Here is a 24,039-nt window from a genome sequence, read left to right as displayed (position 1 = left end):
TTTACAAAAATTTATACTTCATGGATAAAGAAACCATTCGCTTTTCAAGGAAGGATTCTACCCAATTTTTCAGAACCTTGAATAAGCGTGTAAACGACTACTTCAAAGAGAACAATATCAAAAAAACCGGAAATTGGCGGTTACATATTAAGACAGCGGTAATGTTTGCCATGTTTCTTGCACCTTACTTTCTAATTTTAACCTTGGGCTTGCCGAATTGGGCAAATCTATTGCTGACCATCATCATGGGTGTTGGAATGGCAGGGGTTGGAATGAACGTAATGCATGATGGAAACCACGGATCATATTCCACCAAAAAGTGGGTGAACAAGATCATGGGGAGCAGCATCTATATCTTGGCAGGCAACGTTTATAACTGGCAGGTACAGCATAATGTTTTGCACCATACCTACACCAATATCCATGAACACGATGAGGATTTGGAAGCAGGACGCATCCTTAGATTTTCCAAACACGCCGAATGGCGCAAATACCATAGGTTCCAACATTTCTATTCTGTATTGCTTTATGGTCTTCTTACTTTCAATTGGGCCATCACTACAGATTTCCAACAAATGTACCGCTACATGAAGCGCAAATTATCCTATGGCAAATTACCAAGTCCGGCAACCAATTGGAGCACCTTAGTGATCACAAAGATTATTTATGCAACCATCTGGATCGTTTTACCGATGTTGGTATTGGATATTGCCTGGTGGAAAATTTTATTGGGATTCTTTGTTATGCACTATGTGGCAGGGGTTGTTTTGAGCGTAGTATTCCAGTTGGCACATATTGTCAATGATGCACAGACGCCGTTACCAGACAAGAGTGGTACCATGAAAAATACGTGGGCCATCCACCAATTGTTCACTACCGTGAATTTCGGGACTAAAAACCGACTTGTCAACTGGTTTACAGGGGGCTTGAACCATCAGGTTGAGCACCATATTTTTCCAAACATCAGCCACGTACATTACACAAAAATCTCCAAAATTGTTAAACAGACAGCAAAAGAGTTTAATTTACCGTACAACGAATATAAAACTACAAGAAAAGCTATAATTTCGCACTTCAAACATTTAAAAGAATTGGGTAAAAAACCTAATCTACAGTACCAGTAAATTTAATCTACGAATGACGAATCATTTATCCGAAAGGATTACAAACATGGCTACATCGGCCACCCTGGCGATGGCTGCCAAAACAAGGGAACTTAGAAGTGAAGGCAAGGACATCATTGGACTAAGTTTAGGAGAACCAGATTTCAATATACCTGATTTTATCAAGGAAGCTGCCAAACAGGCGATAGATGACAATTACAGCAGCTATTCCCCTGTAGATGGATACGCAGATCTTAAACAGGCAATTGCCAATAAGTTCAAAAGGGACAATGGTTTAGATTACAACCTCAACCAGATTGTGGTTTCCACGGGAGCCAAGCAGTCCCTGGCCAATGTTGCCATGGTGATGTTGAACCAAGGAGACGAGGTGTTGCTACCTGCCCCGTATTGGGTAAGCTATAGCGATATTGTAAAGATTGCCGAAGGTGTGCCCGTAGAAGTTCCTACGACCATTGAAAGTGATTTTAAAATGACTCCGGCGCAGCTGGAAGCAGCTATTACCCCAAAGACCAAAATGATTTGGTTCAGCTCTCCTTGTAACCCAAGTGGATCTGTATATAGCAAGGAAGAATTGGAGGGACTTGCGGTAGTTTTGAGAAAACACCCGAACATTTTTATCGTTTCCGATGAAATTTACGAACATATCAACTTTATAGGTGGTCACGCCAGTATTGCCTCCATAGATGGTATGTACGAAAGAACAATAACCGTTAACGGGGTATCCAAAGCTTTTGCGATGACCGGATGGCGTATTGGTTATATTGGTGCAGCAGATTGGATTGCCAAGGCATGTACCAAATTCCAAGGACAGATTACCAGTGGTGCCAATGCTATTGCACAACGCGCAACCATTGCTGCCCTAGAAGCTCCTGTGAGCAAGATACAATACATGATTGATGAGTTCCACAAAAGGCGCGATTTGGTTTTGGAACTTTTGGGTGAAATTGAAGGGTTTAAGTTAAATGTCCCTGAAGGTGCATTTTATGTGTTCCCTAATATTTCCAGCTTCTTTGGAAAGACCTTAAAAGGCACTACCATTAACAATGCTTCGGATTTTGCACTATACCTGTTGGAACATGCCAACGTGGCCACAGTGACAGGAGAGGCCTTCGGGAACCCAGACTGTATCCGTATTTCTTATGCGGCATCAGAGAAGGAACTTAAAGATGCCATGGCCAGAATAAAAGCTGTGGTTTAATAAGATAAAATACATTAATACTAAAAAAGCCTGCTGTTGCAGGCTTTTTTTATGTTATATCTTTTTCCAAAAATAGGGGGTAAACAGAATGAGAACTGTAAAGAGTTCCAACCTCCCCAACAACATCAAAAATGAGCACCACCATTTACCAATTGCTGGCAAAGAATTAAAGTTGCTCAGTGGGTTTAGGCTCCCCAACGCTGGCCCTACATTCCCCAAGGAAGATGCAGCACCCCCAATGGCCGACTCAAAATCGAGTCCCATGAACCCCAAGCCCAAAGCCCCAATAATAAAGGAGAGCATGTACAGCACAAAAAAGGCGATGATGTTGTAAACGATATGTTCCTTTACGGTTTTGTTATTGTAACGCACCGGAATAATGGCATTGACATGTAGGGTCCTCTTAAATTCGAGGAGTCCGTTCTTGATGATCAATAAATGTCGCATCACTTTAATACCACCGGCTGTTGAGCCTGCCGATCCTCCCAAGAAAAATAAACCAAAAAAGAAGATGGTCAAAAAGGGTGTCCAACTCGTAAAATCGGCGGAAACAAATCCCGTGGTCGTGATAACGGTGACCACTGCAAAAAGAGCCTGCCTAAAAGCTGCCTCAGCATGTCCAAAGACCATTGGTTCGTAATCCGATTCAGGCACATTAGCCCTATAATAAATAACCAAGGCAGATACGATGGTAAAACTTATGACAAAGATGGTGTAGTACTTAAATTCTTCATCCTTCAATACTTTTTGCACCTTTCCTTTAAAGGCATAATAACTGAGTACAAAATTGCTCCCTGCCAAAAACATGAACAGGATTACAATATATTGTATAAGAGGTTGATCGTTCCAATACGCCAAACTGGCATTTTTTGTGGAGAACCCTCCAGTGGACAAGGTGGCCAAAGAATGGTTGATGGCATCAAAAAAAGACATCCCTGCCAGCTTCAATAGAATAGTTTCAGCAACGGTATAGCCAAAATAGATGAGCCACAATCTTTTGGCCGTATCGGTAATCCGCGGATGGAGCTTATCTGCACTTGGCCCTGGCGCTTCAGCAGCAAATAGCTGCATTCCCCCAATCCCCAACAAAGGTAAGATAGCTATGGCAAGGACAATGATCCCCATCCCTCCTATCCAATGGGTAAGACTACGCCAGAACAAGATCCCCTCGGGCATAATCTCTATGTCGTCCATAATGGATGCTCCCGTAGTAGTGTAGCCAGACATGGTTTCAAAGAAGGCATTGGTAACGTCTGGTATTGCCCCGGAAAACATATAGGGCAACATGCCGGAGACGGACATCACCAACCAGCCAAAGGTTACAATGATATACCCCTCCTTGCGCTTTACTTCCTTTTTATGGGCCCTGGTAAAAAACATGGACACGACCCCTACCAACATGGTCACTATGGCCGCCAAGGTAATATCCAAGGTCACCCCATCCTCATAAATACCACTAACCAAAGCGGCCATGAGCATAAAGAAGCCATTGCAGAGCAACAGCAGTCCCATAAGGTGGATGATTATTTTGGAATTTAAAGCCATCCTATAAAAATAGCTTTTCTATTTTGGGAATAGCGCTTGGCAAACAACATACCACTACCCTGTCCCCATGCACTATTTTAAAATCTCCCAACGCGATAACTCCCTTTCCTTCCCTGATAACCCCACCAATGGTGGCTTCTCTAGGGAAATCGAGATCCTTAATATTCTTACCATTAACCTGGGATGTTGGTTTTACAATAAATTCCAGAATCTCTGCATTGAGGTTATTAAGTCTGGTAAGCGCCACGACCTCACCTTTTCGTATGTGTCTGAATATATTGTTTGCCGCTAGCAGCTTTTTATTTAAAAGGGTGTCTATCCCAATGGAATGTGACAACTGGAAGTAATCCATATTTTCCACCAAGGCGATGGTTTTTTTGACATTCTTGGATTTGGCCACCAAACAGGACATGATATTGGTTTCCGAATTCCCCGTTACCGCTACAAAGGCATCCATGGCTTCCAGATTCTCCTCTTCCAACAATTCCACGTTCCTTCCATCCCCATTAATAATTAGGGCATTTGGCAGGTCATCGGCAAGATCGAAAGCTTTTTCCTTATCCTTTTCTATCAATTTTACGTTGAACTTATTGATGCATAGGTCCCTAGCGGTCTTATAGCCCACCTTGCTCCCACCTAGAATCATTACGTTCTTAATTTCGGTCTTTGTCTTACCAGTCAACTTGTACAGCTCATCTACCCCTTCCCTAGAAGTAATAAAATACACCTGATCTTCCGATTTAAATTCGGTATCCCCCCTGGGAATCAGAGTGTATTGAGTACCCGTACGCTGAATGGCAATGGGCATAAAATGCAGCTCTGGGAATATATTTGCCGCATCCTTTACCATTTTACCAATAAAAGGAGCCTGTTTGGGCAAGGAGACCCCCACCATTATTAAAGCACCATTCTCAAATTCATAGGTATTGTTAAAAGCAGATTGGTTCAACAACAGTTGTATTTCCGTCGCCGCCAGGGCTTCAGGGGAAATTAGTTCATCAATCCCCAGCTCGGAGAATTTTATTTCATCTTTATTGTGAATAAATTCCGCATTGGAAATTCTTGCGATGGTCCTTTTACAACCCAGCTGCTTTGCCAATAGGCACAAGGTTAGGTTTGTGGTTTCAGATGCCGTTACCCCAATGACAAGGTCAGAACGATCTACTTGTGCATCCTTTAGAACCGAAATGGAAGTGGCATCGCCTTTAAGAACACGAATATCCAAATGGCTATCCGCATAGGCCAAGCTTTCCTTGTTAGTATCTATCAGGGTGATGTCTTGAGATTCGTATGAGAGCAACTTTGCCAAATGAAAACCTACTTCACCTGCTCCCGCAATTATAATTTTCATTCGCTAAATAACTTGTTTTTTCATAAATCTGGGTAAACGCCGACGATAAACCCGAACAAAAGATAATTTTCCAAGAGCGACACATTCGCTGTCAATCGGCTTTTTTGATGAAAAATTTTTACATATTCTGCACTGCAAAATTACATAAATTTATACTCATCCTATTTAATTAACAAAGTAATTAGCAACAGGATATCGGTTTATTGGATAAACTAAACGATCTACCCCCAAGATTGCGTCTTTATAGTATCTTTGCCAAAAATTGTTGTTATGAGTAAAAAGGTAACCCCATACAAGGATTCTTCCCTCGGGAAAAAAGAACAGGTTACAAAAATGTTTGATACGATTTCTACGAATTATGACGGCCTTAATAGGGTCATCTCCTTCGGGATCGACATAAAATGGAGAAAACGCGTCGTTGCCATTTTAAAGAAAAAACAACCTCAGAGCATTTTGGATATTGCCACTGGTACAGGAGACCTGGCCATCAACCTAGTGGAGACCGGCGCTAAAAAAATAGTAGGCCTGGACATTTCTGCGGGCATGTTGGAAGTTGGCAAAAAGAAGATCAATGAAAAGAAGTTGGCCAGCACCATTGAAATGGTGGTTGGGGACAGTGAAGACTTACCTTTTAAGGAAAATTCCTTTGATGCCGTTACCGTAGCCTTTGGGGTAAGAAATTTTGACAATCTGGAAAAGGGATTGGCAGAGATCTACCGTGTTTTAAAACCCGGAGGCACTTTTGTGGTCTTGGAGACATCCGTACCCACAAAAACTCCTTTTAAACAGGGATATCACTTTTACACAAAAAACATCCTTCCCAAAATAGGACGATTGTTCTCCAAGGACGACTCTGCCTATGCTTATTTATCCGAATCGGCCGCTGTTTTTCCACATGGTCAAGAGTTCAACAATATTTTACAAAAAATTGGGTTTATAGGAGTAGCGAACAAACCCCAAACCTTTGGGGTCGCATCCATATATGTTGCTACAAAATAGGCGTATGAAGATTAAATTTTTTCTCTTGCTCGGAGTAATGCTATGCAGCTTTGCCTCTAGGGCACAGTTCAACGAGAAACCAGTAATGAACCTGGAAAACGAGGATAAACACCCGTTAAATTGGGGATACTATCTTGGTTTTAACCAATATGATTTTAAGTTTGACTATAAGAACGACCTTGGGGATGTCTTGGTACAAAAATCCATGGGCTTTAATGTTGGGCTCATCGGAGAGTTGCGGTTCAACGAGTTCTTAGACCTGAGATTCGAACCAGGGCTTACCTATACGTCGCGCACCCTAGGATTTCCAGGATTCACCAGTGAAAACGAAGCAATCAGGGAGGTAAAATCTACCTATGTGAATTTTCCGCTCCTATTAAAGGTCAGTACCCGAAGATTGGGGAACTGGAAACCATTTTTAATTGGCGGGCTTTCTACCTCCTTAAATTTAGGGAGCAATGAAGAAAGTCTGGATGACAACAGCAGTGGAACTTTCAGGATGAAGAAAAATACCTATGCCTATGAAATGGGTTTTGGAATCGATTTTTATACGGAGTACTTTAAATTCACACCATCCATTAGAGGCGTATTTGGCCTCACAGATGAACTTATTAGGGACAATGACCCCAATAGCGCTTGGACAGGCAATATAGAATCCATGAAAACAAGAGGGCTTTTTGTGAATTTCACCTTTGAATAAGAGGAAGTCTACCCCCTTCTTATTTCATTTAAAAGTATTGCCGTAGCCGTAGCAACATTTAAACTTTCCGTATTACTTTTCCCGAACTGAGGAATGGCAATTTTTTTAGCGATCAAGGCTTCCACCTCAGCACTTACGCCATTGGCTTCATTCCCCATGACCAGTACCCCATTTTTAGGGAATTCTTCTTTATAAACAGTATTTCCGTCCATGAAAGCTCCATAAACGGGCATTTCCGTTCTTTTAAGAAAACGGACCACATCGGTATAAATAATATTCACCCTGCTTACAGAACCCATGGTGGCCTGAAGTGTTTTTGGATTAAAACAATCTACCGTATTCAGGGAACAGACCAACTGATCAATTCCAAACCAATCGCACAAACGAATGATGGTCCCCAAATTACCGGGATCCCTAACATCATCAAGCACCACGACCCAATCCGTAACCTTAAGCTCCCTTTCGGTTGGAAAATGAAAAACTGCTAAAATCTTATTGGGTGACTTAAGGCCGCTCATTTTCTGAAGTTCGGATTCCGAAATGTGCTCCACACCCTCCGTATCCTGCAACAAACCAAGATCTGTTGTGTAAATTCCATAGACCTCAAAATCTGAAGCCAACAGTTCCCGGACCAACTTTATACCCTCTGCAACAAACAACTTATGTTCATTTCGGTACTTTTTTTGCTGTAGGTTTTTTATAAATTTTATTTGGCTTTTAACAACCATACAAATAATGTATTTTTGATCTCTATGAGGACCCCTTTTAGTTTAAAAAATCACACTGCAAAAATAGGTTTATTATTGCTAGGTATCGCAATCACCTCTTGCAATGCGCTTAAAAGGGTGGAAGATGATGAGCTTTTACTTACCAAAAACACCATTTATGCCGATGGGGAAAAAGTTACCAGTGAGGACGCCCAGAGTCTTATCTTTCAAAAACCGAACAGCGCACTCTTGGGATATCCCTTGCGATTGCACCTTTACAATCTAGCAAAAAAGGATCCAGATTCCTCCTATCAGGCTTGGCTCCACAAAAATGACAAAAGAGAAGAGCGCCTCAACAACCTTTTATCCAAAAAACAAGTGGCCAGACTTGGGGAATCCTTTATGGTGAAAGGGTATAGTGAGTGGTTAAAACAAATTGGGGAGGCCCCGGTGATCATTGACACCTCCAGAACAAGAAAATCCTTGGAGCGCCTTAAGGCCTTTTATGGGGGCAAAGGTTATTTTAACGCCAATGCAACCTATGAATTGGACAGCAGCAAAAGAAAGCAGCGCGCGGCCATTGACTACCAGTTAACTTTGGGCGATCCCTTTATTATTGACAGTTTTTCTAAAAAAATATCATCTCCGGCCGTTGATTCCATCTACCAACTAAATGCCAAGAACTCCTTGGTAAAAAGAGGCCGACAGTTCAATATTGCAGATTTCAACAATGAGCGGGAGCGACTTACCAATATTTTCAGAAATACCGGGATTTATGGTTTTCAGGAAAGCTCCATTTCCTATGAGATACTCAGGGACACCACAAAGGCCAGCGATGACCAGAAATTAGATGTGGAAATGAGTATTCAAGATCTTAGAAAACGTGATGAGAACACGGTGACCACTTCCAAATATTACGTGCACCGGTTCAAGAAGGTAAATATATATGCGGATTACCTTTTTGATACAAATGAGGACTCCCTACAATCCATTGATTACAACAATTACACTATCTATTACAAAGGAAAGTTGCGCTACAAACCAAAAGCGCTCACAGACGCCATATTTATCAAAAAAGACAGTATTTACAGGGAGCTGGACAGAATACGCACCTATAGGCAAATTGCCAACCTGAATACATTTAAATACCCGAATATTGATTTTATTGTGGACAGCACCCAGAGTAAGATAGATGCCAATATCTATCTCTCTGCAAGGCCCAAATACTCCCTGCAATTGGATACGGATGTCACCCATTCCAACATACAATATGCCGGGCTCGCATTTAGCTCTTCCTTGGTGACCAGAAACGTTTTTGGAGGTGCGGAAACCTTGAGTTTGTCAGCAAGGGGATCCGTGGGACTCTTAAGTGATGCTTCCCTCTCCGATGAAAAGTACGTTACCGAAATAGGTGGGGACATCAATCTAAATTTCCCCAGGTTGTGGCTCCCTTTTATTAGCACCAACAAGATCATCCCCTATTATATGTTGCCCCAGACCAAAATATCTATAGGAACAAGCTTTCAAAAAAATATAGGCTTGGATAAAAATGCCCTGAACACTATTTATGGGTATAACTGGTCCCCTACAGAAACCAAAAGACACAACATTGAACTGATCAATATCCAGTATGTTCGAAACTTAAACCAGGATCGGTTTTACAATGTTTACAACAACAGCTTTGACCGTCTCAACAATATAGCCCTTGATGCCTTTGAATCTGACCCTACCGTCTCCGAATTTTTTGAAGAAGACAATCTTCAATTGAGCATCCCGGATGGGACCAAAGGATTCACCGAAGCGGTTCTGGAGGAGGGACGTTTTAATTTATCGCCTGACAATTTTAGTGACGTTCGCAGCCTGGAAGAGCGTAGGGTGAGGCTTACAGAAAACAACCTGATCTTTGCCGGTAACTACACCTTCACCAAAAACAACAAACAGGGCATCACCGATAACGAATTTTATCAATTTAGAATGAAAATTGAGAGTGCCGGTGCGCTCTTGTCAGCCCTGAAAAATGTGATCCCGTTCAGTCAGAATGACAATGGCAAAAATCTGGTGTTCGGGGTACCCTACTCCGAATATTTCAAAACAGAATTCGATTATATCAAACACTGGGACCTCGCCCGATCCAATGTAATTGCCTTTAGAAGCTTTTTTGGATTGGCCGTCCCATATGGCAATTCTGACAACGTGCCCTTTGTCCGCAGTTATTTTGCCGGTGGCTCCAATGATAACCGGGCTTGGAACGCATATTCCCTTGGCCCTGGTACGACAGAAAATTTAAATGACTTTAACGAGGCCAACCTTAAACTTGCCTTTAACCTAGAATACAGATTCCCTATTGCAGGGGACATTAAGGGGGCCCTTTTCGCGGATGCCGGCAACATATGGAACGTTTTTGATGATGTGGAAAACCCCGAGGCCACATTTAACAATTTAAGTTCTTTTGGTGATATTGCCCTTGGTACCGGTTTTGGCCTGCGTTATGACTTCACTTACTTCGTTTTTCGCTTAGACACTGGTTTTAAAACGTATAATCCGGCAGAAGAACCCGCCAAAAGATGGTTCAGGGACTACAATTTTGGCAACGCCGTGTTTAACATAGGTATAAATTATCCTTTTTAGACCTAATAATTTTATTACTTTTGTGCATTCCAATCATAGAAACAAATACATAAAAAAATTATGGCGCATAATATTAAACCAGGAGTTGCTACAGGTGATGAAGTCCAAGCAATCTTTAACTACGCAAAAGAAAAAGGGTTTGCATTACCCGCAGTTAACGTAATTGGTTCTGACACTATCAATGGTGTTCTAGAAACTGCTGCCAGTTTAAATGCCCCAGTTATCATACAATTCTCTAACGGAGGAGCCCAGTTCAACGCTGGTAAAGGTTTGTCCAATGACGGACAACAAGCAGCCATATTAGGTGCTGTTGCCGGAGCCAAGCACGTACATGAATTGGCAGCAGCTTATGGCGCTACCGTAATATTGCATACAGACCACTGTGCCAAGAAATTATTACCTTGGATAGACGGTCTTTTGGATGCCAGTGAAAAACATTTCGCTGAAACAGGCAAGCCATTGTACAGCTCACATATGATAGATCTTTCCGAAGAGCCTCTTGAAGAGAATATTGAAATCTGTAAAAAATATCTTGCGAGAATGAGCAAGATGGGAATGACCTTGGAAATAGAATTGGGAATCACCGGTGGTGAGGAAGATGGTGTTGACAACACGGATGTGGATGATTCTAAATTGTACACCCAACCAGAAGAGGTGGCCTACGCTTATGAGGAGCTTTCCAAAATTAGCCCAAGATTTACTATTGCAGCTGCTTTTGGTAACGTGCATGGTGTTTACAAGCCAGGTAACGTAAAACTGACCCCAAAAATATTAAAGAACTCTCAGGAGTATATCTCTAAAAAATACAACGTGGAGCACAATCACATCGATTTTGTATTCCATGGTGGTTCCGGATCTTCGGTTGAAGAAATTCGTGAAGGTATCAGCTACGGTGTTATCAAAATGAACATTGATACAGATCTACAATACGCTTTCCTTACAGGGATCAGAGATTACATCCAAGGGAAAAAAGACTATTTACAATCACAGATCGGAAATCCAAACGGAGCGGACGAGCCCAACAAAAAGTATTACGATCCTAGAGTATGGTTACGCGAAGGTGAAAAAACATTTGTTGAAAGATTGAAAAAAGCTTTTGAAGATTTAAATAACGTTAATACATTATAAGATCCGGTAACGGTCTAAATTAAATATTCAGCCTATGTCGTCTTGGTTTAAAAGAAAGGAAAAAGGAATACAGACTGCCACTGATCAGAAAAAGGACACCCCAAAAGGATTATGGTACAAATCTCCTACAGGTAAAATTGTAGAGGCAGATGAACTGGCCAAAAACTTTTATGTAAGTCCCGAAGATGATTATCACGTAAGGATTGGGAGCAAGGAATATTTTCAAATCTTGTTTGATGACAATAAGTTCAAGGAATTGGACGCAAAATTGACATCCAAGGATCCATTACAATTTGAGGATACCAAAAAATATGTTGAAAGATTGAAAGCTGCACAAGCCAAAACAGGTTTACAGGATGCCGTAAGAACGGCGGTAGGTAAATCTATGGGCAAGGATGTTGTGATCTGCTGTATGGATTTTGCCTTTATTGGTGGTTCCATGGGGAGTGTTGTGGGAGAGAAAATAGCAAGGGGAATTGATTATTCAATCAAAAAGAAATTACCTTTTGTCATGATTTCCAAGTCTGGTGGTGCCCGTATGATGGAAGCCGCCCTGTCTTTGATGCAATTGGCCAAAACATCGGCTAAACTGGCTCAATTGGCAGAAGCCGGACTACCTTATATTTCCTTATGTACAGATCCTACCACAGGAGGTACTACTGCGTCCTATGCGATGTTGGGTGATATCAACATTTCAGAACCAGGTGCCTTGATTGGTTTTGCTGGCCCTAGAGTAGTAAAGGAAGCTACTGGAAAAGAATTGCCAGAAGATTTCCAAACTGCAGAATTCCTGAAGGAACACGGATTTTTAGATTTCATTGTACATAGAAGGGATCTTAAAAGAAAGATCAATCAATATATAGATTTGATACAAAACAATCCCATTAGAAAACAAGCATAATAGAAAAGCCCTGATGAAACCATCAGGGCTTTTTTTATACACTTTACTTGTTGAACCTTCTTAGAAAGATTTCCTCTTCATCCCCATTGGGATAGGTAAGCAGACCTTTGGCATCACAACTACCATCACCAAAATCCAGACTGGCGGTAGCATCATTCTTAGAAAACTGCAATACCCCACTCACAATAAATCTACAGGACAGTTCTCGTCTCAAAGGGGCTACAGTTTCCTTGGAGAACACGTTCCCCATTTTTCCGGTAAATGTACCCTGGCCAGAAATAAGGAACACATTATCTCCCCAAAAACCAGAACCATAACCTTCTATCCATTCCCTGGTCCTATTTCCCGTAAAGCTGGCGGTGCTGCCATCGGGCCATTCCCCGCTGTAATTTGCCACGGCATCGGACTGTGGATTACCGTTATCATTAGAGCGCATCCTTACAAGACTGGAGCTTCCTTCCACAGCAACCCCGTTAAAGGTGAAGTTTTCAAGGGAGAGTGCAATGGTCTTGGTGGCCATGTCCATATCCTTCGCATAGCTCATAAAGATAATGCCACTTAGCAGATTTCCATTGGGCAGTTCACAGCCCTCCCCAAAATCGATAGTGGTTTCCTTGGAGTTACTGGTCACCACAGTGGTAATGGTAACACAATCTGGTAGGTAATTGGAGGCATAATCGGCCTTAGAGGTTGCCTTAATTTCCTCGGTCGCATAAACATCTTCCCCGATATTGGATATTTCTTCCGAAATCAATTCCGCTTCATCGCTGGTCTTAAGTTCGGCCACATCAAAGGTTGCTTCTTCTGAAAAGACCGGAGATTCATCTTTGGCACAGGAGGCCAATACCAATAATGCCATAAGCACTACACCTGTTAAATTCGAGATTTTGAGACTATTTTTCATTTTATTATATTTAATTGATTTACGTATGTCAAGTGCAATTCGCGATTCCTCTGCTAGCTAACGGGTACGATCGTTTATCGCTCCTTCCACTATAACATTTTCTTAACGTTTGGTATTAGGACGCCAGTTTTTTGAAAAAGTTTAATCTGTGCCCTAAAAAATATATTGGATGCGGACAGATTCTAAAAAAAAGTCTATCTTTGCGCCCTGGTTGAAAATCAATCACATACATAAAAATCATTAAATAATATTGGAATGTATTTAACTAAGGAAGTAAAGGCAGAGATCTTTAAAAAACACGGCGAATCTGAGAAGAACACAGGTTCAGCAGAAGGACAAATCGCTTTGTTCACACACAGAATCAACCACTTAACTGAGCACTTAAAAAGAAACCGTAAGGATTTCAACACTGAGCGTTCCCTAGTTATGTTGGTAGGTAAAAGAAGAAGCCTATTAGATTATTTGATCAAAAAGGATATCACAAGATATCGTGCTATTATCAAAGAATTGAACATCAGAAAATAATTTTAAAAGGGGAAGCTAAGCTTCCCTTTTTTTTATAGGTTGACTTCAATACTGAAGAAAGCCCAATACAATATCCTCAAAATCAACAATTTGAGGCGAAACAAAAAGCTTGCAAATAGTTTTTCATTGGTCCAACACACAACAACAACACAACAACACAGTCCGTCTAGGTAAGACGAAAAGACCATTGTTTAACTAATCTGTAATTCGCAGGTTCTAATTAAAATTTATGATTCCAAAAGTTTTTAAAGAGGTCATTGACCTTGGGGACGGTAGGGAAATTTCTATCGAAACCGGAAAATTGGCAAAACAGGCCCATGGTTCTGTTGTTGTCCAGTCAGGAAAATGTATGTTATTATGTACAGTTGTTTCCAACTACAAACAAAGCGATGTTGACTTTCTACCTTTAACCGTAGATTATCGTGAAAAATTCGCAGCTTCTGGTCGTTATCCAGGAGGTTTCTTCAAAAGAGAAGCAAGACCAAGTGATGGAGAGGTATTGACCATGAGATTGGTTGACCGTGTTCTTCGTCCTTTGTTCCCAAAAGATTACCACGCTGAAACCCAGGTGATGATCCAATTAATGTCTCATGATGATGACGTTATGCCAGAAGCAATGGCCGGTTTGGCAGCTTCAGCGGCAATACAACTTTCAGATTTTCCTTTTGAATGTGCTATCTCTGAAGCAAGAGTTGGTCGTATCAATGGAGAATTCGTCATCAACCCTACAAGAGCACAGTTAAAAGAATCTGATATCGATATGATGATCGGAGCTTCTGCTGACTCTGTAATGATGGTAGAAGGTGAGATGAAAGAAATTAGTGAAGAAGAAATGGTGGAAGCCATTAAATTCGCTCATGACCACATCAAAATACAATGTGCTGCCCAATTGAGACTTGCCGAAGCATTTGGCAAGAAAGAAGTACGTGAGTACGAAACTGAAAGGGAAGACGAAGAATTGGCTAAGAAAATTCATGATATGGCCTATGATAAGGTGTATGCAGTAGCAAAAGCCGGATCTGCCAAGCATGAACGTAGCGCTTCTTTTCAAGAGATCAAGGAAGAAATAAAAGCCACTTTTTCTGAAGAGGAAATGGCCGATTTTGGAGCTTTGGTTTCTAAATATTATTCAAAAGCAGAGAAAGCCGCCATCCGTGACCTTACCTTAAATGAAGGTCTTCGTTTGGACGGAAGAAAGACTGACGAGATCAGACCAATCTGGTGTGAGGTAGATTACCTACCTTCTACCCATGGTTCTGCCATCTTTACAAGAGGTGAGACCCAGGCTTTGGCCACGGTAACTTTAGGTACTTCTAGAGAAGCCAACAAAATAGATATGCCATCTTACGAAGGTGAGGAGACATTCTACCTACATTATAACTTCCCTCCTTTCTGTACAGGTGAGGCAAGACCTTTACGTGGTACTTCAAGAAGAGAAGTAGGACATGGTAACTTGGCCCAACGCGCTTTAAAAGGAATGATCCCTGCGGATTGTCCTTATACTGTACGTGTTGTTTCCGAGGTATTGGAATCTAACGGTTCTTCTTCCATGGCAACGGTTTGTGCCGGAACAATGGCGTTAATGGATGCCGGGGTACAATTGACAAAACCAGTATCTGGTATTGCCATGGGATTGATTTCTGGTGGTGACACAGGTAAATATGCTGTTCTATCCGATATCTTGGGTGATGAAGATCACTTGGGGGATATGGACTTTAAAGTAACCGGAACTGCAGACGGGATCACCGCTTGCCAGATGGATATTAAAGTAAAAGGATTGTCTTACGAAATTCTTGTAAATGCATTAAAGCAGGCACAAGCAGGTCGTATCCATATCCTTGGAAAGCTTACGGAAACTATTGCTGCACCAAACGAAGATGTGAAACCACATTCTCCAAAAATGGTAACGCGTACTATTCCTAATGAATTCATTGGTGCCTTGATCGGACCTGGTGGAAAAGTGATCCAAGAACTTCAAAAAGAAACAGGTTGTACCATTGTTATCAATGAAGATCCTGTTACCGAAGAAGGTATTGTTGAAATTTTGGGAACAAATCAGGATGGTATTGATGCTGTATTGGCAAAAATAGATTCCTTGATGTTCAAGCCAGCTGTAGGTAGCGTTTACGAAGTGAAGGTTATTAAGATGCTCGACTTTGGTGCTGTTGTAGAATATATGGATGCCCCAGGGAATGAAGTATTGTTGCACGTATCAGAATTGGCTTGGGAACGCACAGAAAATGTATCCGATGTAGTAAACATGGGTGACGTTTTTGATGTGAAATATTTTGGAGTGGATCCTAGGACCAGAAAAGATAAGGTTTCCCGTAAGGCGTTATTGCCAAAACCAGAAGGTTTCAAAGAAAGACCACCACGTGAAGATCGTGGAAATGATAGAAGAGGAAGTGACCGACGTGGTAGCGATAGAGATCGCAAGCCAAGAAGGGACTAAGACTCAATCTATTGCTATAAATATAAAGCCCCAACGGAATCCGTTGGGGCTTTTTACTGTTAAAAGGGGGTATTTTGACCGAAATTTGAAATTAATATCAATTAATTGTAACATTTCTAGTTTTTCAACGTATAACCTTATGCAGTCTTTGTATTGCGCATCTAATTTTTAGAAAGGAAAAACCTAAATGAGACAGCTTAAGATTACAAAACAGGTTACCAACAGGGAAACCGCCTCCTTGGACAAATACTTGCAAGAAATTGGCAAAGTAGACCTTATTACAGCAGATGAAGAAGTAGAATTGGCACAACGTATCAAGGCCGGCGACCAAGCCGCACTTGAGAAATTGACCAAGGCAAACCTTCGTTTTGTCGTTTCTGTTGCCAAGCAATATCAAAACCAAGGACTTACCCTACCCGATTTGATCAATGAAGGTAATTTGGGATTGATCAAGGCTGCACAGCGTTTTGACGAAACAAGGGGTTTTAAATTTATCTCTTATGCCGTATGGTGGATTCGTCAGTCCATATTACAGGCATTGGCAGAACAGTCGCGTATAGTGCGTTTGCCATTGAACAAAATTGGTTCCATCAACAAGATCAACAAAACCTTTGCTTTCTTGGAGCAGGCTCACGAAAGACAGCCTTCTGCAGAAGAGATCGCAAAAGAATTGGATATGACCGTTGAGGACGTAAAACAATCTTTAAAGAATTCTGGGCGTCACGTATCCATGGATGCTCCTTTGATTGATGGGGAAGATTCTAACCTTTACGATGTATTGCGTAGTGGGGAGTCTCCAAATCCTGACAGGGAATTGTTGCATGAATCGTTACGTACGGAAATAGAGCGTGCTTTGGAAACCTTAACACCAAGGGAAGCGGATGTGATCCGTTTGTACTTTGGTCTTGCGGGACAGCATTCTATGACCTTGGAAGAAATTGGAGAAACTTTTGACCTTACAAGGGAACGAGTTCGCCAAATTAAGGAAAAGGCGATTAGAAGGTTAAAACACACTTCTAGAAGTAAGATATTAAAAACATATTTGGGCTAGCCCAAGGCAACGTTACAATCTTGCCCTGCCCTATTGGTGTCTTGGTAATTTAGTTGTAATTTGCATACCATAACAACAGTTATCATGACTGTTCGTTTTTTGATTGATGAATAAACTCCGGCTGATTACCGGAGTTTTTTTTTGTTTAGGACTTTCTATTAGGCCATGATTTACTCAGTTAATCGGCCTTTTTACCGATAATTTATCAACTGATACATACTTCTTGAATTTTCAGGGAGTTGCTTTGGTTTTAGGGGGTTTCATATATTCCTGCCAAAGCACCAGCACATATTTATCGCTTCCCCTCTCGTTTCTTTTTAGAAATCCGTATTCGTACACAAACAAATACACATCCCCCTTTTGATTTTTCCAGTAATGGGTGAAAAAATTGGGATCGAACCCTTCCTTCAACAACACTTCGGATCGTACTTTGGCCATACCAGATTTGTTGTAGCCTTTTAGTATGGCCCTGTTCTTTTTCAATTGGCTATCGATCTGCCTGAACAACGTACCCCCTGTAGTTTTGGTCACTTGGTATTGGTGGGCACTTTTGCAATAAACATCACAATAGCGCTTATCCTTCCTTCCGGTCAATTCCTTTTGGCAACTTTTGCACCGCCTGACATTTTCCATTAAAAGTATATTATTCGAATAATATACGCATAATATACCGTAACAACCTCTCAATCAGCTACTTTTTCATAAAAGATCATTAATGGACCGATTAAAAAACATCACCCTAAAACATCTTGTCATTGCCGAACAGCGCCGGATTGGACTTCAGTTCTACTCGGACAAGGTATTGAATGCCATGGCCCAGAGCTTACCGGACATTTCTTTCAGCAATGAATATCAACTGTTCCATATCCCCCATACCAAGGACCACCTCGGCCAGATCTTTAAAACCTTCAGAGGGGTGGCCTGGTTGAATTGCGCCCATTTTTTCGAGAAATTACCTACGGGGAAACAGGAACAAAAAGCGACATCCCACCAAATAGACAGAATAAGGGTACATACTATTTGTCCGCCTGAATATTTACAGAAACTGGAACTAAAAATGTACGCGGAAAACACCATATGCACCTATATCTCCTGTTTTGAACAGTTCCTCAAGGCCCATGCAGGAACGGATCCCCAACTATTGCACGAAGGGGACATACGCTCCTACCTTCACACCCTGGTCAGGGATGGCAAATCCCATTCCTATGTCAACCAGGCCATCAACAGCATTAAATTCTACTACGAAATTGTCCTGGGGCTGCCCAATAGATTCTACAGTATTGAGCGGCCACGCAAAAAACGGAAACTGCCTTCGGTCCTATCAAAACAAGAGGTGGCGGACATGATAAAAGCTACCAAAAACATGAAACACAGGGCCATTTTGGGCCTTTTATACGCCTCTGGTCTGAGAAGGGGCGAAGTCCTGAACCTTAAGATAAAGGATATAGACAGTGACCGCATGATGATAAAGGTGACCCAGGGCAAAGGGAACAAGGATAGATATACGGTATTGAGCAAAAGTGTGCTCGGGGACCTGAGATCCTATTATTCCTACACCAAGCCGCTGCATTATCTGTTTGAAGGTCCTAATGGCAGACCCTATAGCGGTTCCAGTATTTTACAAATAGTGTACCAGGCTGCGTCCAGAGCAGGGATCCAAAGAAAAGTAACCCCACATATGCTAAGGCATAGTTTTGCCACCCACCTCTTGGAAAATGGCACTGACCTGCGTTATATTCAGTTGTTATTGGGACACGGCTCTACCAAGACAACAGAAATTTACACCTATGTAGCCACAAATTCTTTCAAAGATATCGAGGATTTACTACCTTAGGGCAAAATAGACATAAAGTGAATAGACTCACTTTACCCAAACGTTAGCGCCAATGGTGCAATTAAAAACAAAGCATTACGGAGGGGCACTTTGAATAAAATAGTAGACAGTGGCTCGGGCAAAGCTGAACCTTTTTAAATTGCCTTGCCAATCTGTTCGTAAGCAGTACGCAATGCTCCGCTTGTCTGACCTTAAAAAGGCAATTTATAAAAGGCTACAAGCATAATTAGAATCTAGTTGGCCTTCACCTTGGCCTGGGCGTCACCACAGGCGCTAACATGGCCTATAATCCATTGTTTAGTGTATTTACTACAATTCAAAACTTTTCGTACTTTAGACCGGCATGATCCCAAGCTCGATTTGATTAACATCAAATCTCAACAACGGAATCATAGCCTAAACGTTGTGCTCAATTTCTAAAATGTCCAAAACAGACAAGCTTTTAAAACGAATAATTCCACCTCCAACCAGAGAAGAAAGGGAAGGATTCTCTAATCAAAAATTACTTGCCGAATTGAGTCCACAGGAATTGGAAAATGTTGAAAAAGGACTAATTGAAATGCTTGCCGACCAAGATGATTTTTTAATTGGGGAAACTTTGGTCTTCTTGAACTCTGAGTGGTCAATTCCTGGGCTGAGAGACAGACTTAAAAAGGCTTCGTCGACATTTGAAAAAATCAAATGGGTAAGCTTAGTAAATGACCTAAGGAATGGCAATTCAGAGATGGAAAAAATTGCATATGAGGAATTTCAGAAATTGGAATTCTTATATGAGATTGACGGAATCGTATTTATGGATTTAATAAAATTTGATAGTGAAAGGATCAATAAAAAAATTGAACAATTTGTAGACCATAAATATTTTTTGGTTGCCCATCATGCCAAGATGGTATTGAATTATAAGGGCTATGCAGATAACTACGATAAAGAAACCGTAACTAAAAAGTGGTGGGAAGTTTGGAAATAAAAACTGAGCACAACAAGGCCTATAATCCATTGTTTAGCATATTTATTACAATTCAAAAGTTTTCGTACTTTAGTCCGGCATGATCCCAAGCTCGATTTAATTAACATCAAATCTCAACAACGGAATCATAGCCTAACCGTTAGGCACAATTTGAGCAACCAATGAAAACGAGATTAATATTTATCAATTTGACTTTATTAGTTGTACTGAATTCTTGCTGTTTCGGAACAAAAGAAAATCACCTTGGAAACAACATTTATCTATCGGAATTTGATAATGTGGACAGACGAATTCTATATAAAAAAGAAAAATGCGCGAATACAGGTTCGGAAATAGTTCCGATGACTGTTTTGGAAATATCTCATAATACATACTGGATTATAGCCAAATCAGGAAATAAAAGAGCGAAATCGGATTTTAAATATTGGGTAATTAAGAACAATTATGACCAAATACCTAATCCTGAAATTATAATAAAAAATACGACTGAATTTAATGACTTTGATTTATTTAAATCGTTTTTGACTGAAAATAAGATAAACTTGGAATTGAAAAAAGTCGACTGAAAATAAAAAACTGTGCCTAACAATGGCTATAATTAATACGGGTTTTAGTGCTTAACACAAAGGTTAGTGTTTAAACCCAAGTCCGCCAAATCTTTTGATTTGGCTTTAGGACAAAAAAGATAAAACAAAATAAAAAGTTTTGGCTAAGTGCTTATTCGGAAAATAATTACTTTTAATTCCCGTACTAACCATAGCCGAGACGTTACCTGCAATATTGAATAAAATATTTGTCATATTAATACTTGTTCTTGGCTCTTGTAAGGCAACCCATGAGAATATCATGTTCGATCAAAAGTTGGACATGTGCTACAATGCAAAGCTTGAGCAAAGAGTAAAATTGTTGTCTGTGCCCAAAGACCAGCAATTTGAATATAAAAACGCCCTAATGGGATTTGAAAACGGCTTACTCCAAATTGGACTGTTAGAAAATGTAGACAAAGCTTCTTATCTCAAATTGACACACACTTTAATATCTAAAAACCAGATAAAGAATAACGAACTTAAATTTGTTAAAGGAGATCGACTTGAAAGAGAATTTGTGGACAGCATATATCAAGACCTAGGATGTTATTCCGCTCTTGTGGAATTATACAAATTGGTTGACAAAAATGACTTTCGATATAAAATTTATAATATAGGAGGCCATCTACAAAGTGACCCTAACAATACCGATTTACTCATTAGCCTTATTGAATTAATTCCGGAAAGTGAGTTTCAGAAAATTGAATATCGGAGAATTGTCTTAAGGTCTATATATGTTCTTATAAATAAATAAAATACTGCAGGTAACAAGGCCTATAATCCATTGTTTAGCATATTTACTACAATTCAAAACTTTTCGTACTTTAGTCCGGCATGAACCCTAGCTCGATTTGATTAACATCAAATCTCAACAACGGAATCATAGCCTAAACGTTGGGCACAATATGAAAATGACCGATAAGACAAGTAACATTTTATATTACAGCGGACTGATTTTACTCGCAATCGGAGCTTTCGGATTGACATTCGCTGCGTTCTTTGCAATAATCGGACTACCAGTTTTTGTAATAGGAGTTATTTTGGTTTTAATTTCTTTAAAAAAGACTTGGAAACAAAGATTAATCCCAATCGGAATTTTTATTGTTTCTATTATCGCCTTTTGGCCAATTTGGAGAGGAATAAATACTGTTGGACCAGAAGTCTTTTTAATCCCAGAAAATTATCGTGGTCGTGTAAATATTATTCACAAAGAAAGTTCAGGAATAAAACTTGAGAAAACCAAAGAAGGACTAGTTTACGAAATACCCAATGACGGAATATTGATACTTGATAAAGAGCAGAAATATGGTTTTATCGACCACAAATATTACCTAGTTAATCAAAGTGGCGAACGGACTGAATTACCAAAATTGGATGTTCGAGATTTTAATGAAGAATGGACTTTGGAGAAAAATCCTAACGAACCACCAAGAGACAAACTTGGCGTTTTCCATTGGGGAAGAACAGGAAGTATGGGCAAAATGATAGACGAAAACGGAGAAGTGTCTAATGAAGATGACCTTTATACTTACAGCGAATTTTACGTTTCGACCTACAACGATTTAACAGAAAAGTTCAACTTTAAGTACGAGCGAAAATTTGACTCAATAAGGGATAATAAAATAGAAAAAAGTAAAATAAATACTGTGCCCAACAGGGTGTATAGCCAATAGGGCATTTGGTGATAATTTGAAAGTCCTGTTCTTTGAGCAGTCAACGCCAAAACAAAGTTTTGACGTTTAACAAAAAAGAAAATTAAAAGTAAAAACGTTTGTTTTGGCTTAGTGGTAAACCGAAAGTGAAGTACTTCGAATCTGCCCTACTGTCCATACACAGAACGTTGTGCATAATATGAAAAAAACGACATTATTACTTTTTACAGCATTATTAATCGGACTTAACATAAGTGCTCAGGAATTGACTTGTACAGATTTTAAAATCGGAAAATTTTATATTCCAAAGATTAAAGAAGCAGCAAAATATAAAGTTGTTTCAAATGACAGTATATCGGAATTTGCAGCTGAAAGAGATTCGACAATAAAAAAATATATTGTTATTCGAGAAAAGGGCACTCAAACCGAATGGAAAAATGGAATTGAGAATGGGAATCCTGAATATGAAATAATTGAATGGATTGATGATTGTACATATCGACTCACTTTTGACTCATCAAAAATGGTGTTGGATGAAACAAAAAAGTGGGTAAATGAAAATAACGGAATTATTGTTTCGAAAACTAAACTTGAAGGTAAATGCCTATTTTACAACTCAACAATGACAACGAATGACGGACAAAAAATCTCAGGAAACGGTGTGATTTGTAAAGAATAAATACTATGCACAACAACGGCTATAATTCATTGCGGCGGAATTTTTCAATGAAAATTCCTACCTTTCAATCATCGCTTGGTTCTCTCGGAATAGTCCTCGCGGACGATTCCGCAACGAAACCATAGCCCAACCGTTAGCAAATATTTAAATAAAAAAATTGGCAGGAGGAGGAAGTATTCAGGGAATGATAATAAGTCTGAGAAATAATAAAAAACTTCTCAGACCAAAACGTTCTTTCCTAAACCAAAGAAAAGAATTTCTGAAAGCGGCAAAGGGCGAGCTTAACCTGAGAAAAGCTTCCAAGGAAGAACTTGAGTTATTTAGAAATAAAATATATCAGGAACGCAAAAGACATCGGAAAATAGACATTACTATTTGGTCAGGAATTGGGACAATACTTTTATTTGCTTGTATTTTTTTAGCCAAAACTTTAACTGACCAGGTAACTGTTTCAGAAAAGAACAATTTTAATACTAAAGCAGATTCCTATTTAGAACTAATAGAGGATGGAGACCAATGGTTAACGAAAAGAAAATGGCACAATGCTATCTTTCAATATGAAAAAGCTTTAGAAATTTTTCCAAAAGAATATGATATAAATTATAGATTAACGTATGCACTTTGTCTGCGTTGTGAAGCGGATTTCACAAATTGTAAAGAGGCTAAGAGTAAATTAGACAAACTACTTTTACAATACCCAAATAAAAGTGAACTAATGGAATTACGGAAAATGCTGGAGTATGAGTACGAATAAAAACATTTGCTAACAAAACCTAAACGTAATGCGGACTTTAGGGCGAAACCGAAAGGTCTGTGTATATTTATAATGTCGCTAAATCTTATGGATTTAGCTTTGGACAAGAAAAAAATAAAACTAAACAATAAGCTTTAGCTTCGTGCACAGACGGAAACGAAATGTTTCCTTGCCTCCGCACTACGCTTAGCTGAAGCGTTATGTATTATTTAAAAAAATGATTATTCAAATTATTTTATGATTACCACAAAATATTAAAAAGGATTGAGCAGGAATATTAAAATAGTTGGACTTTATTTTATTGGCATTCTCTGCATCCTTTTTTTCTTTTACATGGACGACTCAAATTCCTT

21 protein-coding genes are annotated in these 24,039 nt (G+C 39.9%); 16 read left to right on the top strand and 5 right to left on the bottom strand.

Annotation, left to right across the window (positions count from 1 at the left end; genetic code table 11):
* The first annotated feature begins 20 nt into the window (after positions 1-20).
* Positions 21-1,124, top strand: coding sequence for a fatty acid desaturase family protein (locus tag ABXZ32_RS15570; RefSeq protein ID WP_354619609.1), 1,104 nt, complete (start codon positions 21-23; stop codon positions 1,122-1,124).
* Positions 1,125-1,137: 13 nt separating this feature from the next.
* Positions 1,138-2,322, top strand: coding sequence for a pyridoxal phosphate-dependent aminotransferase (locus ABXZ32_RS15565; protein ID WP_354619608.1), 1,185 nt, complete (start codon positions 1,138-1,140; stop codon positions 2,320-2,322).
* A 54-nt stretch (positions 2,323-2,376) separates the two neighbouring features.
* Here the strand turns inward: ABXZ32_RS15565 and ABXZ32_RS15560 are convergent, their stop codons facing one another.
* Both ABXZ32_RS15560 and trkA read right to left on the bottom strand, forming a co-directional pair.
* Positions 2,377-3,867 carry a TrkH family potassium uptake protein gene (locus ABXZ32_RS15560; protein ID WP_354619607.1) on the bottom strand — a complete coding sequence of 497 codons (1,491 nt, stop codon included), beginning with the start codon at positions 3,865-3,867 and terminating at the stop codon, positions 2,377-2,379.
* Between the two features lies 1 nt (position 3,868).
* Positions 3,869-5,218 carry a Trk system potassium transporter TrkA gene (trkA, locus tag ABXZ32_RS15555; protein ID WP_354619606.1) on the bottom strand — a complete coding sequence of 450 codons (1,350 nt, stop codon included), beginning with the start codon at positions 5,216-5,218 and terminating at the stop codon, positions 3,869-3,871.
* 270 nt (positions 5,219-5,488) lie between these two features.
* Between trkA and ubiE the strand changes: the two genes are divergently transcribed.
* The gene (gene ubiE, locus ABXZ32_RS15550; protein WP_354619605.1) at positions 5,489-6,217 is read left to right on the top strand and encodes a bifunctional demethylmenaquinone methyltransferase/2-methoxy-6-polyprenyl-1,4-benzoquinol methylase UbiE; all 729 of its coding nucleotides are present in this window, start codon (positions 5,489-5,491) and stop codon (positions 6,215-6,217) included.
* A gap of 4 nt (positions 6,218-6,221) precedes the next feature.
* Positions 6,222-6,917, top strand: coding sequence for a type IX secretion/gliding motility protein PorT/SprT (porT, locus tag ABXZ32_RS15545; RefSeq protein WP_354619604.1), 696 nt, complete (start codon positions 6,222-6,224; stop codon positions 6,915-6,917).
* Between the two features lie 8 nt (positions 6,918-6,925).
* On the opposite strand, the gene ABXZ32_RS15540 is transcribed toward porT, so the two are convergent.
* On the bottom strand, positions 6,926-7,645 hold the full coding sequence (locus ABXZ32_RS15540) for a TrmH family RNA methyltransferase (RefSeq protein ID WP_354619603.1): 720 nt from the start codon (positions 7,643-7,645) through the stop codon (positions 6,926-6,928).
* 24 nt (positions 7,646-7,669) lie between these two features.
* Here ABXZ32_RS15540 and tamL point away from each other — a divergent pair, with 24 nt between their 5' ends.
* Genes tamL through accD form a run of 3 tightly spaced genes read left to right on the top strand, consistent with a single transcriptional unit; the run spans position 7,670 to position 12,281 of the window.
* The gene (tamL, locus tag ABXZ32_RS15535; RefSeq protein ID WP_354619602.1) at positions 7,670-10,252 is read left to right on the top strand and encodes a translocation and assembly module lipoprotein TamL; all 2,583 of its coding nucleotides are present in this window, start codon (positions 7,670-7,672) and stop codon (positions 10,250-10,252) included.
* Between the two features lie 60 nt (positions 10,253-10,312).
* On the top strand, positions 10,313-11,380 hold the full coding sequence (gene fbaA, locus ABXZ32_RS15530; protein WP_354619601.1) for a class II fructose-bisphosphate aldolase: 1,068 nt from the start codon (positions 10,313-10,315) through the stop codon (positions 11,378-11,380).
* Between the two features lie 34 nt (positions 11,381-11,414).
* Entirely contained in the window at positions 11,415-12,281 is an 867-nt protein-coding gene (accD, locus tag ABXZ32_RS15525; protein ID WP_354619600.1) for an acetyl-CoA carboxylase, carboxyltransferase subunit beta, read from the top strand.
* 43 nt (positions 12,282-12,324) lie between these two features.
* Here accD and ABXZ32_RS15520 read toward each other — a convergent pair whose 3' ends face one another.
* The gene (locus tag ABXZ32_RS15520) at positions 12,325-13,185 is read right to left on the bottom strand and encodes a hypothetical protein (protein ID WP_354619599.1); all 861 of its coding nucleotides are present in this window, start codon (positions 13,183-13,185) and stop codon (positions 12,325-12,327) included.
* A 255-nt stretch (positions 13,186-13,440) separates the two neighbouring features.
* Here ABXZ32_RS15520 and rpsO point away from each other — a divergent pair, with 255 nt between their 5' ends.
* From rpsO to ABXZ32_RS15505, 3 genes are all read left to right on the top strand, one after another.
* A complete protein-coding gene (gene rpsO, locus ABXZ32_RS15515) occupies positions 13,441-13,710 on the top strand; it encodes a 30S ribosomal protein S15 (protein WP_062052796.1) in 270 nt (89 codons plus the stop codon).
* Between the two features lie 229 nt (positions 13,711-13,939).
* Positions 13,940-16,162 carry a polyribonucleotide nucleotidyltransferase gene (locus ABXZ32_RS15510; protein ID WP_354619598.1) on the top strand — a complete coding sequence of 741 codons (2,223 nt, stop codon included), beginning with the start codon at positions 13,940-13,942 and terminating at the stop codon, positions 16,160-16,162.
* 187 nt (positions 16,163-16,349) lie between these two features.
* Positions 16,350-17,213: a sigma-70 family RNA polymerase sigma factor gene (locus ABXZ32_RS15505; protein WP_062052792.1), complete on the top strand. Its 864-nt coding sequence runs from the start codon at positions 16,350-16,352 to the stop codon at positions 17,211-17,213.
* A gap of 231 nt (positions 17,214-17,444) precedes the next feature.
* Here ABXZ32_RS15505 and ABXZ32_RS15500 read toward each other — a convergent pair whose 3' ends face one another.
* Positions 17,445-17,807, bottom strand: a complete 363-nt coding sequence (locus tag ABXZ32_RS15500; RefSeq protein WP_354619597.1) for a hypothetical protein — start codon at positions 17,805-17,807, stop codon at positions 17,445-17,447.
* A gap of 121 nt (positions 17,808-17,928) precedes the next feature.
* On the opposite strand from ABXZ32_RS15500, the gene xerA reads away from it, so the two are divergent.
* The 6 genes from xerA (at position 17,929) to ABXZ32_RS15470 (ending at position 23,686) form a co-directional block, all read left to right on the top strand.
* Positions 17,929-19,047 carry a site-specific tyrosine recombinase/integron integrase gene (gene xerA / locus ABXZ32_RS15495; RefSeq protein WP_354619596.1) on the top strand — a complete coding sequence of 373 codons (1,119 nt, stop codon included), beginning with the start codon at positions 17,929-17,931 and terminating at the stop codon, positions 19,045-19,047.
* Between the two features lie 421 nt (positions 19,048-19,468).
* Positions 19,469-20,014: a hypothetical protein gene (locus tag ABXZ32_RS15490; RefSeq protein ID WP_354619595.1), complete on the top strand. Its 546-nt coding sequence runs from the start codon at positions 19,469-19,471 to the stop codon at positions 20,012-20,014.
* 780 nt (positions 20,015-20,794) lie between these two features.
* A complete protein-coding gene (locus ABXZ32_RS15485) occupies positions 20,795-21,355 on the top strand; it encodes a hypothetical protein (RefSeq protein ID WP_354619594.1) in 561 nt (186 codons plus the stop codon).
* Between the two features lie 151 nt (positions 21,356-21,506).
* Positions 21,507-22,274, top strand: a complete 768-nt coding sequence (locus tag ABXZ32_RS15480) for a DUF6843 domain-containing protein (protein ID WP_354619593.1) — start codon at positions 21,507-21,509, stop codon at positions 22,272-22,274.
* Between the two features lie 178 nt (positions 22,275-22,452).
* Positions 22,453-22,932 carry a hypothetical protein gene (locus tag ABXZ32_RS15475; RefSeq protein ID WP_354619592.1) on the top strand — a complete coding sequence of 160 codons (480 nt, stop codon included), beginning with the start codon at positions 22,453-22,455 and terminating at the stop codon, positions 22,930-22,932.
* A 157-nt stretch (positions 22,933-23,089) separates the two neighbouring features.
* Positions 23,090-23,686, top strand: a complete 597-nt coding sequence (locus tag ABXZ32_RS15470; protein ID WP_354619591.1) for a hypothetical protein — start codon at positions 23,090-23,092, stop codon at positions 23,684-23,686.
* Positions 23,687-24,039 lie beyond the last annotated feature (353 nt).

Origin of the sequence: Sediminicola luteus, assembly GCF_040566555.1 — a bacterium.
Classification (GTDB): Bacteria; Bacteroidota; Bacteroidia; order Flavobacteriales; family Flavobacteriaceae; genus Sediminicola.
This window is presented reverse-complemented; position numbering and strand designations above follow the sequence as displayed.